Source organism: Streptomyces corchorusii (genome assembly GCF_001514055.1).
Lineage (GTDB): Bacteria > Actinomycetota > Actinomycetes > Streptomycetales > Streptomycetaceae > Streptomyces > Streptomyces olivaceoviridis.
In genome coordinates, this window is sequence record NZ_KQ948372.1 from 134488 (window position 1) to 150649 (window position 16162).

The following is a 16162-nucleotide window of genomic DNA, read 5'->3' on the forward strand; positions in this document are numbered from 1 at the left end:
CCCACCTCCCTCAGCAACGACCCCGCCACCACCGGCACCGACAACGACGGCCCCGACACCGCGAGCGGGGACGGCTCCGACACCGACACCGTCGTCGGAGACAACGGCGACAGCCTCTGGAGCCCCGACGATGACACCATCGTCGGGGACGGCGATGACCACAAAGCCAAGCCCCATCCCTTCGCTGACAATCACCGCGATCCCCAGGTGCGTCGCGGCATTTCCCACCTTCAGTCGGCTGGGAAGCCGGGAACGGGTGAAACCGTCGGCCATCCTGTCCCACCCCCGGAGGGTGTCCAGGTCCAGGTCCTCAGTGCCGGCACGAGCGGCCCGTTCAAAGACGGACTGGGCAGCATCCTCGGCTCGGGAACCCCCGCAGACCTCGAACGGTTCGCACGCGTCCTCACAGATCGGGGACCCGGCCCGGAACCGACAGCACCGACCGCACCGACCGAACAAACCTCCGGTTACCGTGTCACGACGGCAGACCACCCCACCCCGCCCGGCACCACACCCGCCACCTCCGCCACGGCAGGCGCCACGCACGACGAGACCAGCACGGGCACCAATTCCGGCTGGCAAGCAACACCCGGGCACACTCCAGCCACCCGCCCTAACACGGCGAAAACCGCCCCCGCCACCCCGGGCGGCCGGGCAGGCGGGACCGACCGGCCCACGCCCTCCACCCCCGCCCCTCTCTCTGATCTCGACCGGGATCAAGTTCGGGATTCAGAAGGAAGCAGGCAGTCCAGCCAGTCCCCGCACGGGGCCTCCGCCCGTCAGGTCCCGGAGCCCAGCCTGTCCAGGGGAGAGGTCCGCACAGAGTCCAGGCGGGGTGAAGAGCCAGCCGGACAGACACGCGACGGGCATCTCAGGGCCGCCGAACAGACGGTTCCCGGTGCTCCCCACACCGCCGGCGTGCCGTTCGAGCAAACCGGCGTCGGGCGGGAGCCCGGAGAACAACGGCAGGACGTACGACCCGAAACTGGGCCGGCTCACGAATACCCCTCGCAGGAGCGCCAAGGGGCTGTGGGTGCGGCGCGCCCGGTCACTGGCGGGTCTGGCCGGTTCGGGGAGACGGTGGGCCCGGTGCAGGCTCCCGCAGGCTTGGGCCGGGACGCGGTGGAGGCGGAAGGCGGCCCTCAGGTGCCGGACCGGGTGCGCCTGGGTCGGGCGGTCGAGGCTGCAGTGGAGACGCATCGTCGGGCGTGGCCGCGTGTGGTGGGCGGCCCGGTGGAGGGAGACCGGCTATCGCTGTCCGCGTTTGAGTTGTCGCAACAGCGTTGTCTGACGTTTTTGCAGTCCTTGCGGGAGGCTTTGTATCCGCAGGGTGTTGTTCCGGCTCGTGTGGTGGATGACAGTGTGCTGGATGGTCATCCGCAGCGGGGTGGTCTGGTGCCTGGTGCTGAGTGGCAGCCCGTGGCTGAGTGGGACGAGGTGGTGCGGGCGCTCACACGTGAGGCGACGGGTCCGGGCAGCACCGCGTTCGTTCTCGCGGGACATCCGCAGCGCATAGGCCACGCGCTCGCCGCCCATGCTCTTTCCACCCCCGGCGCCGAGGGAAGTACCGGCGGTGGCGGTGCCAGGGTGGTGTGGGTCGATCTCTCGGGTGAGGGTTCCGATGAGACTGTACGCGTGAGTGACAGTCCGCCGGGCATCACACCCGCACAGGCACGTGTAGTTGTCGTGGACAGCATCGGCCGGGTTGTGGCCGATGTGATGCCGGCCCACCACCCTTCCCCTACCATGGCCGCCGCGCTGGTCGATCCTTCCCCCAGCCGCCAGCACGGCGCCGGCAGGCGGCTGCCCTTGCCCCCGCTGCCGGGAATCGGGACTGCCGGTAGCAGTAGACCTTTGACGCCTCGACTGAGGCCAGAGGGCGTTGGTGGCAGCGGCGGCGCTCTCCCCCAGAATGTCACGCCGGAGAGGAGTAAAGTCCGCGGTAAACCCACTGGTGTTGATCACGCTGCAGATGTGGCTTCGGTATCGTCCGACGGGACAGCCACGTCCGCTACCGTCCGGGCAGATTCTGCCGGTTCTTCCCTGCCCGCTATGCCCGAATATTTCCTGGGCAGGAATGTGCAAATCGTCGAGTCGAGTGATCACCTTCGTGATATGCCGGGAGTAGCGACAGCAGCGACGCCAGCATCCAGTGAAAATATTTCTGGAAATTACACGGCAGTCACATCGGTGCCCTGGTCGCAATTGTCCGTGAGTGAGAATGGCCAAAAGCCAAGGTACCGGACAGATGGCAGTCTTCTATTCCGTTGGGAGGCTGCGCGCGGAGTCGGAGGAAATGATCATGAACAAATATTTCGAGACGGCTTCCGGCCGCGCAGTGGTAACGTAATTCCCTTGCGGTCTCACGTGTTCGATCACTATCCGTCAATATTTGTCAGCACTACTCGTGATCACACTGCACAGCATAGCAACTGGGGAACTCGTTTCCGCTACTTGATCGATGCACCGGGGGGAATAGATGTAAATGCCTCACTGCTTGCGGGATTGACTAATGAAGGCGAGATTGCGTTTCCCGGCGGCATCAGAAACCATCTCATCGTCGGCGTCGAGATAGTCAACGGTACACCTTTGGATGCCGTTACAGGCCGGTATGACAGACCCGTTGATTTCATTCCCAATCCATATTATTTTCCCCAGCATCGGATAAGGGCGGCTGGTAACATCTGGCGAGGTGAGGCTGGTGAAACCTGGGTCGATACCAGCGGCTGGGAAAAACTAAGCGACCGACTCGGGAGCAATCCCGGGGGAGTGTATCGGGATTCAGCTGGGCATCGCTTCTACGTGAAGCAGGCCCCATCCGCTGATCACGCTCGCAATGAGGTGTTGGCGGCGACGCTTTACCGAATGGCAGGCGTGGAAGTGCCTCGCCTTGCGTTGGTGCTGATCAACGGAGCGCCCGGCACCGCGTCTCCATTTCTCCCCGGAGCACAGAACGACTTGCTTGAGCGGAAGAGAGAGGAACTGTACCGAAAGAAGGTACAAGCAGGTTTCGCTGTCGATGCCTGGCTGGCGAACCGAGACGTTGCCGGTCAACTCTACGACAATATTCTCACATGGAATAGTTATCCGGTCCGCGTAGATTTCGGCGGCGCACTCCTCTTCAGGGCTCGAGGCGAAGAAAAGGGTACTGATTTCGGGCCGGACGTGCCGGACTGGCATGACCTACGAGACCCAAACGTCAACGCACAGTCCGCCGCCATTTTCCAAGAGATCTCTTCGACGCAGATCCGTGAGTCTGCCGCAGCAGTGCACGGCGTGCATTCCGCAGCGATCGATTTCGCGGTCGATTCCGTTGGTTTCGAATCAAGCAAGGCCGACACTGTAAAGGAACTACTTAAGCGTCGCCGCCTCAAAGTGGTCGAATTTGCTCGTGCCGAGACACGTTCCCGGATCAGCATGCGAAATGCTCCAGCAGGAGCGCTCGGAATATCTAATCCATCTGCCGTAAGTCTACCTCACGGCGGCCGCGAACGTGTGTCGAGCACACTCCCGAACTTTTCGTCAGCCGCGGAAACGCGGGGAATTCACGCGTCAACCGCCTCCGGTTCACGCCCGCAAGGAAACCCATACCCTCAGCCTTCTCCTCAGTCGCTTGAGAAGTGGGCGAAATCTTTCAACGATGCACGCGCATATATATCGTCGCAGACATGGGAGCGTCGCCGTCGGCTGTTGGGCGAAGCAAAGACCTTCGTTGAGTCAGTCCATATCGCTCCAGATGGAAATAGCGGCAGCGCTCAGCAGAACGCCCAGAAATATGCTGAACTCTACGCCGGTATCGTCAACGTAGTTGCCCATACTGTTGCTGCCAACCCCCGCGATGCCAAGGCGGGGCTACGTATGTCTCAACAGTTGGCTGAGGAACTGGGAACCGGAAAGAGCACCCGCCGTTCCGCCCCTCCCCGCAGTGGTGCGGCGGCTACCACGAGTGCTTCAGGCGGCCTCGGCAACGCCTCCAGCAGTCTGCTTGCGCCCGCGCAGCGGCGTGCCCCGGGTGGCGTGGCCGGGTACGGGGGGGACGAGGCTGTGGCTGTTGTGGGCGGGGACGGTGATGGTGATCGGGGTGTGGGTGGTTCGGACCTGGCGGCGGGTCCGCACGTTCCTGTCTCAGGCCCAGCTCTGGAGATCGATGACCCGTGGCTGAACGAGTGGGCGGCTTCGCGGAACTGGGCCATTGGCTTTGCTGTCCGGCGTTTTGTCGAGGCGTCCGGTGTGGTGAATCGCGCGCTGGGTTACGTACCCTCCATTGGCCGGCAGCCTGCGGAAGTGGAGTACCGTGACCGGCTGCGCCGCGTCGTGGCCGCGGTAGCCGTGACCCGCGAGGAAGCAGCCGCGACAGCCGTGGGTGGGGAGATGGACCAGACCGCCGCCCTGGCAGTGGATTCCGCACTCATCGAACACCTCAGCGCAGTGGCTACGGCGCTGGCGGAATACAATTGGGCCATTTACCGGGCGCGCACGAACCCCTCAAGTGACCACACGTCGTGGATCTCCGACATGGAATCCATGGTCGAAGATGCCTCCATCGATGCCCGGAATTTCATCCCCGGTCTGGATCCGGCCGATGTCCACCATGTCCTGCGCTACAGGTTCCAGCGCACTGTGCCTGCCGGGGGATCGGTGCACCTGCCGGGCGAACCACACCCCGCCCGACCGGTCCCCTCCCATACGCAGGGTTTCCCCGGCGGTGAACCCGCTCTCTCGCAGGCGAGCGCGCCCTCCGCTACCGGGCTGCGGACGCAGACCGCAGAGGCGGAAGACACCTCGGCAACGGCGACGGAAGACGTGACAGGGTCGTCGGCGGCGTCTGACGCGGTGCCTGTAATGGCGGATGCTGGCCCAGCCGTGCCGCCTGGAACGGCTACGAGTGCCCCCACTGTCGGTACGCACGTCTCCAGCAGTCCCGGAGACGACGGCCCCGCCGGTTCGGGAAGTACTGCAGCGGCTCGCGAGCGCCGAGCGGAAAGGCCCCCCGCACAGACCACTGAAGCCGCCGCCGACGAGACGTGGGCCAACCAGCCCGATGGCGTGTCAGCTTCCGTGGCCGCTTCGATGGCCGGTGATGGACCAGTGCTCTCGCGGGATGTCACGGGGGGTGGTGACCAGGCCGCGGCCGATGCTGCCGAAGGAGTGGTGTCGTCGTCGCACGAGGAGCGGGACAAGTGGCGGGAGCGTCTTTATCCCGCCCCTGACCGGTCTGCGGATGTGGCCGGCAGCAGCGGGCAAACTCGCCACTCACCAGGGCGGGATTACGAGCCGACAGGTCAGCCAGCTGTCGTTCCGCCCACGGCCTCCACACGGGGGGGAGTGACTGACCTGCCGGTTTCGCAGCGCAGCTTCGCCCCGAACGACCCATGGCTGAACGCGTGGGCCGCTTCGCGGAACTGGACCATCGACATTGCCATCACACGCTTCACCGAAGCGTCCGGCATCGTGAACCGTGCGCTAGGTTACGTCGCGGTCATTGGCCAGGAGTCTGCGGAAGTCAAGTACCGCGATCGGTTGCATCGTGTCGTGGCCGCGGTAGCCGTGGCCCGTGCCGAAGCCCCGACCTCCGCGACGGGCAAGGAGACCGAGCACGACTCGACCTCGGAATACGACGCGGCGCTCATCGAGCGCCTGACGGCGATCACCACCGCCCTGGACGGATACAACCAAGCCATCCGGCAAGCAGTTCAGGACCCTGCAGCAGACCACACACACCACATCTCCGACAGGCAATCGGCGGTCGAAGAAGCCTCCAACAACGCCCAGGACCTCATCCCCGGCCTGGACCCGGGCGACGTCCACCACCTCTACCGCTACCAGACCCAGCAAAATTTGCCCGCCGGGGCATCGGTATACCTGCCGGGCGAACCCCACCCCACCCGACCCGTCGCCCCCCGCGCCCTCGTTTCCCCTGGCAGCGTGCCTGCCGGCGAGCTCACCCACCGGCGCCATGAGGTCAAGCCGCTGGCGCCGGACAAGTCCGCATTCGACAAACTGCACGATGTGTGGCGGGGTGCGGGCGCATCCGTGCAGCGATGGACAGGCGCCGATAGGAACTCGGTGCGGTCGGCTCTGGCGAAGGCTTGGGCGCAGAAGGCTCCGGTGGTCAAGTCCTTCGATGCGGAACCCAGCCTGACACGCGATGTGCAGCCCCGGTCGGGCCACGACCAGTACGACGGAGCAGTGCCCTGGCACCGTCGGCTGATCGGTAAGGCAGATCTCACTCAGGTCCCTGCCGATATATCGATTCCCCGGACCGTGCGGCTGCGGTTTGCGCTGCATCCCGAAGGCCGGATTCCCGTCACAGAGTTGGGGCTTCAGCATGAGCAGCTCGATAAGTGGTTCCCGGGCGGCACGGACCCCTTGACGTCCACCACCCCACCAGCCCCCCCACGCGGCGGCTCTGCGAGCACTCAGACCAGTTCAGTCGTGCCGGAGGGCCAAGGCCAGCCGACGACGGGCATTGCAGTGGATGGGGCACGGCCCAAGGCTCTCGGTGCGGACACTCGGGCCACCGCTGAGAATCGGCCTGTCGTCGGCACTGAGCGGGGCAGTGCCTTGCGCGATGGGGCTGTTCACCTCGGTTCTGAGAAGCCACATGACGAGTGGGACAAGTTTGCAGCGGAGAACCCCGAAAAGTCTCGGCACGTTCTGGCTGCCTTGTCGGGCATTTTCACCAGACAGGGTATGTCGGGCGAGGAATGGGACGACACCGCCAAGCGGGCATACGGGGCACTGCCGACCGCCGTGCGGAACCGCAACTCGAGGGATGTCGCCCAGGCGATCTTCAATCAGATGGCGCACGGAACTCCCTATCCGATGATCGGGGCTGGCTACAGTATTGATGAGATCGATGACCTTGTCGCAGAGCACGTGGGACACTTGCGCGCATCGAATTTTGATCGGAAACAGGTACCGCAAGACACAGAAGTGTTCCTGCAGTTCATAGAGAGCGATGCCGGGCAGGACAACGCGATACGGCCGGATCATGCCCGGGAGGTCATGCGGGTAGTCGAAGGGGTCAAGGTTAGACGCGACAGTCTCATTTCTCCTGAGCTGCTTAGTCGTTACAGTGCATTGTCTCCGCAGCGAGCCCAATATGTGGAGCGCCAACCGCTGGGTCGTGCCGGTCTTCTGGATGAGGATGGGCCCTTCTATTATCTTGTAGCATCTGCGCGCACCCCTGATGGTCAACTGCCGGAAGGCGCGGCAGCTTCGTGGGACACTCTTTCTGGTGGAACAGTGGACCGCGTTGTCCAGGGGATTGAGGAGGACGCGCGCATCACCGTGCATGGAATCGAGGATGAGGCGCTTCGTCTCCTGGTCGACCGTCGCAGATTTGACTACCCCGAATTGTTGGCCTATCTGAGTAGGCCGGATAATTCGCGGCACGACGATATGCAGCCCTTCATGGCTCCGCACGAATTCATCTACCGTGACGTCAGGGTCATATTCCATTTTGACCCTCATTCCAGGCCGAAGATGAATAGTGGCGAAGATATTATCGATGCGCTGAATCACGGAATCCAGCAGCAGGATTTGTACAGCCAAATGCCTGCTCAGCCGAATTGGTCTGTCAATGGCAGGGAGTTCCTTACCACTAGGGCACTGCTGTTCTTCTTGAGAATGATTGACGGGCTGGACGCGGGCGGGTTGTCAATACCTGACACCATCGATGTGTACGCACCGCTGTATAGCGCACGTATGGACGTCTACCCCGTCATGGACGACCACGGGATTCTAGTGGATCTCCGTGTCGAGAAGATAGGAACCTGGAATCTGGAGGAGACAGCGGCGCTCTATTGTGATCCTGGTGCCCTTATCATTACACCGTCCGCGACAATCCAGTACCGGCCTTACGATCCCCGCTACCTCTCCACGTCGACACATGATTTTCCTCTCGTTACCGGCCTGCATGAGGGGCTGCACTGGATAGCAGCACGGACCAATCGCGGCGCGAACATGGACATCTTCTCCACTCGCTTTCGGCAGGAGTTCGTGCGAGATGCTCTGATGGTCAGTGAATACGCCGCCTCCGACCCGGCGGAATTCATTGCCGAGTACGGCACTGCTACGCTCCTGGGGCGTGATTTCGGCGAAGCTTCGGCACGACTTGAACGTATGTACTTGGCTCTTGGTGGCCCCCGGATCGAGAATGTGCTGAGGTCGCATCTGTCGGAGGATGAAATCTCGCAACTACTCGCCGGGGTGAACCACATACTAAGCGAGCGAGGGGTTCCAGCAGTAGACCAGGCGACTATCTCCCACTTTTACGACGGATTGTCGCAGTATGATGCGTGGGCGCACCCTGACGTTCTCGAGGAGTTGATCGCCGAAGATGTTGAAAGCATGTACAACAACGTCAGGGAATTGGCATCCCCCTCGGGATGGCAGTTCACCATTTCCCAGCCTGACGAGCCGTCCGGGGTGGCTGAAGGCTCCCCGCTCTCCGATCACGCCGCGTCTGATGCACGGCCTCACGTACCTCGTCTTCTCATAGGAGGAGGCCTGCCAGAAAGTTCGCTTGACAGTCCCTGGGAATCCACAGATAAACAGCTGCTGAGTCCGCTGTCACCAGGACTCTTCGGTGAGGCTGCGCCGCCTCCTTGGGCACGCAATGATGCACCGGTATCGTCCAGTCCACGTATTGGCGGAGTCCCGGTGACCGCTGTCAGTCCGGTGAGCCCCTGGCACGCCCCCGACAAGCTACCCATGTCACCAGGCACACCCAGGACACCTAGAACGCCAAGGCTGGCTACCAACAGCCCCCGGGCCCACGACGGCTCGCAGTGGCGGGGCAGTCCACGCATAGGCCGGATCGCAGAGACCAGTGTGAGTCCGGCGAGTCCCCGGCACGCCCCCGACAAGCTCCCCATGCCACCAGGCACACCTAGGACACCCAAGACACCCAGGCTGGATACCGGCAGTCCCCGGATCGTGCGGATGGCTGACACGAGCGACAGTATGCGCCGGGGACTGGCCGCCATTGCGGAAGAAGACCCCCGATTCCGCGGATACCTCCGCCAATGGCGACCGGACACTCCGCAGCACCCCCAGCCGCAGCCGGACGGCGAGAAAGCCACCGGCGCACCCACTCGCCCGGCGGCGGCCTCCACGCAGCCAACGGCCACTCCACCCACACACCACGACACAGGTACCCGTGGGCTCGAAACAGTTAATCTGCCCCCCGCTGCGGAGGCGCTCTTCACAATGAACAGTGGGGCAGGTCCGCTCGGAAACAGCGAGGGCTGGTGGCTCGGCGACAAGTCCGAAGCAGTTACCATGCCTCGTTCGGAGAACGCCGCGCCAGGCGCCAGCGAAAACCGGCGTGGCCGTCTGCCAGCCGATACCAGTGGCCTACCTGTCTCTGTTGCTGACTCTGGTGCCGCGGCGTATGACCTTGCTGACGTGTCGATGGCTCCGGGCGAGGGCGGTGATCTTCCGCCGTTGCGGTTGGAATACATCCGTGCCGTCGAGCAGGACCTGAAGGCGTATATGGAGCTGGCGACCTTCGAGGGGGTCAGCAGCGAGGACACGGCGCGGGGACTGGATGCCATGCGGCGTGCCATCGGGGTGAAGTACAAGAACCTGACGCCGGAGGAACAGCGGGCGGAGATTTTCGAGCGGAATCTGCGCAAGTACGGGGATCCGCTGGGGCCGTCGGTGGAGTGGCTGCGCAAGCGCGGCAAGTCCTGGGAGGAGATCAGTGACAGTGCCGTACGCACTGGTGGTGAGGACCTCGGACTGGGGAAGACCCGGCTCGGTCCGACCGGTGATGCTGACGACGGGGCGGGGGGCGGGATTTCTGAAGAGTTCACTGGACCACAGTCGCGGGATGCGGTGGTGGCGCCGCCGGAGGCCGAAACGCTGGTGGCGGAGTTGCCGCGTATGCCGCACAGTGAACGTGTAGGGGCGTTGGAAGGCCTCACGCCTGGTCAGCGGCGCTGGCTGTCTCGTAGTGTCCGGTTTGTCGCAGCGCTGCAGCGCGAGGTGTCATCGGAGGAAATGGCCTGGACGGCAGCGCATTTGCTGGTTCATGGTGATCTCAGAGCAGACGAGCCTGCCTCCGCACGCGCGGAAGCGCGTGCGCAGGTGGCACGTATGCTACAGAATCCCAAGGTTGCGGGACGGCTGCTGAACGGCCGCGCGGAGGTACTGATTACGCCTCGGGATGTCCACGTGACTGACCTGCATGCGCTGCGTCACTTGCGGGGGAAGAGGGCCGGCGACGGCCGCTCCCTCGACACGATCCGCGGTGTCAGCGCCCACGGTGTCAGTGCCGTGACGGAGGAAAACCTGCTGGGTGGAGAGACCTTCGTGGGTGGCGGGCATCACTACCCGGACGGCTTCTCCACTGCGACCCACGAGATCGCCCACGCGATCTTCGACGTCGGGCTGCTGCCGGCTGACAAGCAGGTGGTCGGTGACGTCTACCATGCCATGCGAGACAGAGGCATGGGCGCGCAGTGGCCGGACGGTTCGCGCACTGATGGGGACGGCCGTGAGGCCGACAACTATTCCTCGACATCGGTGGAGGAGTTTTTCGCTCAGCTCAGCAACGCATGGCTGGGCACGAATCACGGCACGGACCCGCAGACGGGACAGCGCCGCAACAACGGTGCCGCTTGGGTCCGCACTTACGTACCGGCTCTCGTTCCGTTGCTGGAGACCCTGTACGGGTCTGATCCGGCGGCGATTCATTCCACGCCCGCCAATCCAGTGAACGCCACTCGGGCAGATGAGGAGAAGTACGCCGCGCTGCGTGATTTCACCGTCCTGGTCGAGACCTCGTTGGCCGGAAACGACCACGGTCAGGGCTCTCCGTCCGAACCGCAGACGCTGCCCGACCCGCCCCTGCAACACAAGACTGAGAGGGCGGACCCGTGGCCGGTCGACGATCTCTCCGTCGAAAGCCGTGACGATCAATCACGTCCTGGGGAGGGCGTTCACGCGCTCGAGGCGCCCCCGCCGAAGCGGCCAAGTCTCCGCGGCGACGAAACCCCTGCGGGCCACGGTTGGGCCGCTCCTGCTGGCAGCTCGTCGGGTACGCACAGAGGGTTTCCCACCGGCCCGGATGACACAGACGGCGCGGCGGGGTCTTCCTCGGGACAATCGACACCCTCTAGCGTCGGCCTGAGCGGAGCCGGGCGAAGGCCCGCAGCGACAACCTCACAAGCCGCCGCCCCGGCGATCAGGGAGACTGCCGCACAGGATCTCGCCGCGACGCCGGCGCAGACCGAACTGACCATGGCACAGCGGTGGCAGTCCCGCCTGAACCCTGAGGCCACACGCCCCGACCACAACCAGGTGTCCCGCAAGACCGCCGCTGAGACACGAGCCACAACCCGCATGGAGGACAAACCTTCCGAAAGAACGATGGATCAAGAAGCCGCCCAGCCCCGCCGGGCGGGAAACAAACACACGGCCAAATCCGCCGCAGCCCCACACACTCAAACCGACACGTCTGGCAACGCTTCCAGTGAGATTGCGGACCAGGATAAGGATGGCGGATCCCCCCTTCGTCGGCCCAGATGACCGCCGTATCCTTCGCGCTCACGTAGCCGCCGCGGCGTCGGCCGCAGCGCGGCCCGGCCAGGTATCCGGTGCCGTCGACGACGACCTCGAACACGTGGTCGAGCAGAGACGGCTCGGCCAGCCGCTCCCGGTACCAGGACAGCTCCCATTCGTCCCGCCGGTCGGGCTTCCGCACGTCCACCTGCACGCTGCGGGGGCGCTTCACGAACCCTCCCCCGAGTGCACAACGAGCCGCCTCTTCCGTTGTGGTGCGGTGCAGACGCTGGAGGACGCGGCCCGCCTGGTCGACGGACAGACACAGGCTCAGACTCTCCTCATCGTGAGCGAATCCGGGCTCAGCGACTGTGTCGACTGGAGAACCAGCGACGCCCGTGACGAGGTAGCCGATGCGCTCGGCGAGACGTCGCTGGCCGCGTGGCCGCCACAGCTCCAGTTCGCGGCCGATGCCCCGGGGCGCCGAGCAACTCCGCGAACGTCACAGCCGAAGCCAGGTCATCACCGCACAGTCTGACGCAGATGATGTCCGGGCCGGCTTCCGTGATGCCGTTCACCCCATGCTCCTGCAAAACGCCCCTGAGGTGGTCGGCGGTCGCGTTGACGCGGATCGGCGGCTTCAGCAGGACCTCAATGAACCTATGCGCCGATACCGCGTCATGCATGCGGATTCCGACATTCCACATGTCATCCCACCCGGCCTCGCCCGGGACACCGGCCTTACGCATCCACTCCTGGGCCGCCTCAGGCGTCATCGGGTACCACGGTGCCCTGCTGGTGAGAACGGAGACAACCAGTGAAGCACCGTCGACGGCGACGGCCGCCGTGAAATCGGCCTCCTCGATGGCACGCCTCAAGATCGGCTGTAAGAGGCCGTTTGAGGTGGGCAGATTGCCGTTTACGTCCTGTACGTTCCTCGCCAGGTGGGTGTCGCCTCGTCCGTTATGCGCCTGGCGAGGTTCTCAATCGAGGCGATGTGGATCATGGCCTCGGAGCTGGCGGCGGTGAGGGTCTCGTAGGCGCGGGCGAGCGTTGTGAGGCGCTGGCTTCCCGCGGCCCGCGTGGATCGCGTTGCCGGCTGTCTCCGCGCTGTCTGGAGAAACTGGCCGGGTACCTCGATGAGGGCCCGGCTGCCCACGGCTGGGTGGAGGACCAGGTGTGGACCACGGCGAGGGTGGCCACGCTGATCGGCGGGAAGTTCCACGTCTCCTATAGCGCCTCCGGCGCCACGCGGCTGATGTACCGGCTCGGTTTCAGCCCGGAGGTCCCCGCGCGCAGGGTCGCCGAGCGCGACGAGCGGGCCGTCACCGTGTGGAAGGAGGCGACCTGGGCGGAGGTAGAAGGGCCCGGGCGGCGTGCGGGGGCTACATCTGCTTCGAGGACGAGGCAGGTTTCACCCGGAAGCCGCCACGGGGACGAACCTGGGGCCGGCGAGGTCGCACCCCGGTCGTGACCGTCAGCGCGCGCCGCTCGGGGTGCCTGTCGGTGGCCGGACTGATCGCGGTACGGCCGGGCTCGCGCACCCGGCTGTGTCATCGGTTGCGCACCCACCGAGCGGGCGACGGGCACGCCGCAGCATGGGCGAGCGGGACGGCGTCGCACTCATCGACGGCGTCCACCAGTTCGTCAAGGTCCCGGTTGTGCTGATCTGGACCGGCTGAACACCCACGTCTCCCACGCCATGCGTGAGCTGACCGCCGAGCGGAAATGGCTGACGGTGTTCCTGCTGCCCGCTTACTCGCCCGATCTCAATCCCGTCGAGTGGGTATGGGCACACTTCAAGCGGAGCTTGGCGAACCTCGCGGTGGTCGCGCTCTACCGGCTCGAAGCCCTCGTCCGCAACCGGCTCAAGCGCCTTCGATACCGGCCCGACACCGTCGACGGCTTCATAGCCGGCACCGGCCTGACCCTCGACGATTCACCCCCACCCTGACAAGCCGAAGTCAGTAACGCAGGCCGTAGCGGTACAGAGGCTGGTAGTAGCCCATCACCAGCACGTGGGTGACGGGCGCGAGGGAGCGCACGGTCTGCATGAGGTGGCGGACGGCACCTCATGAGCTGTCCGGGCGCGTTTACCGAACGCGCTCGTAGGGTCCGGCACGTACTCGAAGTTCGTGGGGCGGGCGAGCAGTGACGCGACCTGTGTTGGTAGTTGGCGACCTGCGTGTGCAGGTTCTGACGCGTGCGGAAGGTGGCCGCTCGTACACGATCTTGTGTGCTGACGGGTCCGTTCAGGATGAGGCTGATGACTTCCTCCGGTCGTACGAGGGGTCGGGAACGCAGAAGACGTACGCGTACTCCCTGGTGGACCACCTGCGGTGGTGCGAGCGGGAGAAGCTGACGGCTGAGACGGTGACGTTGCGGGACCTGCTCCGCTATATGGGGGCGGTCGGTGCGCAGGTGCAGATGCCGTGGGAGCAGCCCTGGCGGCTGCCGCCGAAGCGTCCGTACGGCGTGAACACCGAGCTCCGGTCAGCGCTGGCGGTGGAGCGCCTGCCGACGAAGGCGGACCGCAGCCGGGCCTTCCTGGGCCATGCGGTGAAGTCGATGCAGGCCAACCCGCTGGCGCCCACCGGCCGTCCGACGCGCCGGCACCCGAAGATGCTGCCGGACGGCGCCAAGCCGAGCCTGCTGGAGCGCGTGAACACCGCGCGGGACGCCATGGTGGTGCAGTGGCTGTCGGATACCGCTATCCGCATCGGCGGTCTGACCGACCTGCACCTGGTCGACCTGACCCTGCGGCGAGACGCGGCCTGCGGTGAGTGCCGGGACCCGCACGTGCACGTCTGCCACCGGTGGGGCAACCAGAATCGCGCGGCGGCGAAGATCAAGCCTGACTGGCAGATGGTCGACGGCCTAATCACCGGTGGCGAGATCTACCGTGCGAGCCCGGCGATGATCAGCCGCTACTTTCACCTACATGACGACGGAGTACACCCGGTTCGCGGCCGGGCACGGCATGCTGCTGATCCAGCTGAGTGGGCCGCGGCGCGGCGAGCCGTGGACGGCCGACGCAGCGCGCGGAGTGCTGCGCCGGGCTGGACGCCGGGCGGGACTGCCTGGGCGCATCAAGCCCCAGGAGCTCCGGCACCAGATGACCAACGAGGTGCTGGACCTGTCGGGTGATCCGATGGTGGCCAAGCCGTCGGCAACTGGGCCTCGGCGCGCATGGTGGACGAGGTCTACGGGCATCCCGAGCTCCACTCCCCCGAGTTCTCCGCGGCCTTACAGACCGTCTGGGGTGAGACGGAGTGAGCGCCCCGACCCTGGCGCTCGCGCCGGACACGACCGCTGGGACGCGCACCACGTCGGACCGGCTGGAGCTTCTTCAGACCCTGATCGCCGGGCCGACCTTCGACCCGGTGCTGCGCGGCGACGTCATTCGGGTCCCACACGATCACCCCGTGTACGGCTGGCTGTGCGGGGTGCCGAGATGCGAGCGCATCCGGGATGTGCGGCGGGACTACTGCTGCGGCCACGCCGCGCAGTGGCTCCAGTTCCAGTGCGAGGGCCGCGACATCGTCGCCTTCCTGAAGGAAGCCGTACCGCTCAAGCCCCGCGGCGGGCGCTACCTCGGCAACTGCCTGTTCTGGCCGGACGTGCCGGCCTACAGACGCTGTGCTACCTGCACTCCGGGGCCCTGGTGAAGTGGAGCGCGTTCCAGCGCCGCAACGGCCGGCCGGACGACTACGAACTGTGGGCTGCCCGGCAGGAGCCGTTTCCCCGTCTCGGTGACTGCCTGGTGCCCTCCTGCCCGGAGGGAGCCGGCCACTACATCGGCCTGTGTCCGTACCACTTCCTGCGCTACATCCGGGAGGGCCGGGAGGGCAACGCACGAGCGATCCACCAGCGTGCCCGCCGCGGCGAGCCCGCTATGTTCACGGTGACCTACGCCGACGAAGCTGCCTTCCGACGCTGGTGCGCCAAAGCCACGCCGGCCGGACGCACGGACGGAGTGCTGTCGCTGCGGGGACTGCGGCCGCTGGCCCGGGCCGATTTCAAGTGGGTGCTGCACCGGCATGCCCAGGGGCCCGCGAAGGGGCACGCTGGCCGATCAGTGTCGTGCAGCGCCTGGTCACCGAGTGCCAGCGGCAGGAGATCAACTCGCTCGCCAACCTGGACCTGGCAAGTACTCCGCAGCACCCGCGGACCATGGCCCGGGCCATGCTGCACCACCTGCGGCTCGTCTACTTCAGCCGCCAGGACACCAAGGAGGCCGGCTACTTCGAGACGGACCACTACGGCATCCGACCGCGCGGCTGGATGAGGCACATCACCCTGGCCATGCTCGCGCATGTCTTTCTCGCGGCCACGGCTGCGCAGGCGGGGTCAGAGGGGGATGCAGAAACGGTTCTATCCTGGTTCCGCTCACCGTGGCAGAAGTCCGCCGGCTCCTGGCAACTGGCCCCGCAGACCGGCCCCGCCGCCACTTCGCATCCATGCGCTGAGATGGTCACGATGGAGGAGAAAGCCTCACGCCGTGCCTCGGCACTGTCACTACCGACGACGATGTCATTCGTCGGAGGTGCGGTCAGCCAAGAGACCGCCCCTGACGTGCCAGTAGCCAACTACGCTCCCCACGACGCTTCTGACCAGGCCAGATAGCGAAACTCTGCTGGCGTACCAG

At 65.3% G+C, this 16162-nt stretch carries 4 protein-coding genes and 4 pseudogenes; 5 read left to right on the top strand and 3 right to left on the bottom strand.

The annotated features are described in order from the left end of the window. The coding region (locus tag AQJ11_RS48750; RefSeq protein WP_208616731.1) for a hypothetical protein at nucleotides 1–273 on the bottom strand (273 nt) is incomplete at its 3' end. 816 nt (nucleotides 274–1089) lie between these two features. Here AQJ11_RS48750 and AQJ11_RS49505 point away from each other — a divergent pair. Then, nucleotides 1090–11541 (top strand): scabin-related ADP-ribosyltransferase, encoded by a 10452-nt coding sequence (locus AQJ11_RS49505; RefSeq protein ID WP_159061782.1) that lies wholly within the window; start codon nucleotides 1090–1092, stop codon nucleotides 11539–11541. Nucleotides 11542–11551: 10 nt separating this feature from the next. On the opposite strand, the pseudogene AQJ11_RS52915 reads toward AQJ11_RS49505, so the two are convergent. Further along, a pseudogene (locus AQJ11_RS52915) lies at nucleotides 11552–11746 on the bottom strand (DUF6302 family protein); the annotation flags it as partial. Between the two features lie 687 nt (nucleotides 11747–12433). Next, nucleotides 12434–12565: pseudogene (locus AQJ11_RS48755) on the bottom strand (IS5/IS1182 family transposase); the annotation flags it as partial. Between AQJ11_RS48755 and AQJ11_RS52920 the strand changes: the two are divergent. The 4 genes and pseudogenes from AQJ11_RS52920 to AQJ11_RS52925 form a co-directional block, all read left to right on the top strand. After that, nucleotides 12530–13468: pseudogene (locus tag AQJ11_RS52920) on the top strand (winged helix-turn-helix domain-containing protein); the annotation flags it as partial. The pseudogenes AQJ11_RS48755 and AQJ11_RS52920 sit on opposite strands and share 36 nt — an antisense overlap. Before the next feature lie 233 nt (nucleotides 13469–13701). Further along, a complete protein-coding gene (locus tag AQJ11_RS39255) occupies nucleotides 13702–14661 on the top strand; it encodes a hypothetical protein (RefSeq protein WP_244218581.1) in 960 nt (319 codons plus the stop codon). A 125-nt stretch (nucleotides 14662–14786) separates the two neighbouring features. Further along, on the top strand, nucleotides 14787–15182 hold the full coding sequence (locus AQJ11_RS39260; protein WP_059266558.1) for a hypothetical protein: 396 nt from the start codon (nucleotides 14787–14789) through the stop codon (nucleotides 15180–15182). A gap of 586 nt (nucleotides 15183–15768) precedes the next feature. Beyond that, nucleotides 15769–15945 (top strand): annotated as a pseudogene (locus AQJ11_RS52925) (IS701 family transposase); the annotation flags it as partial. Nucleotides 15946–16162 lie beyond the last annotated feature (217 nt).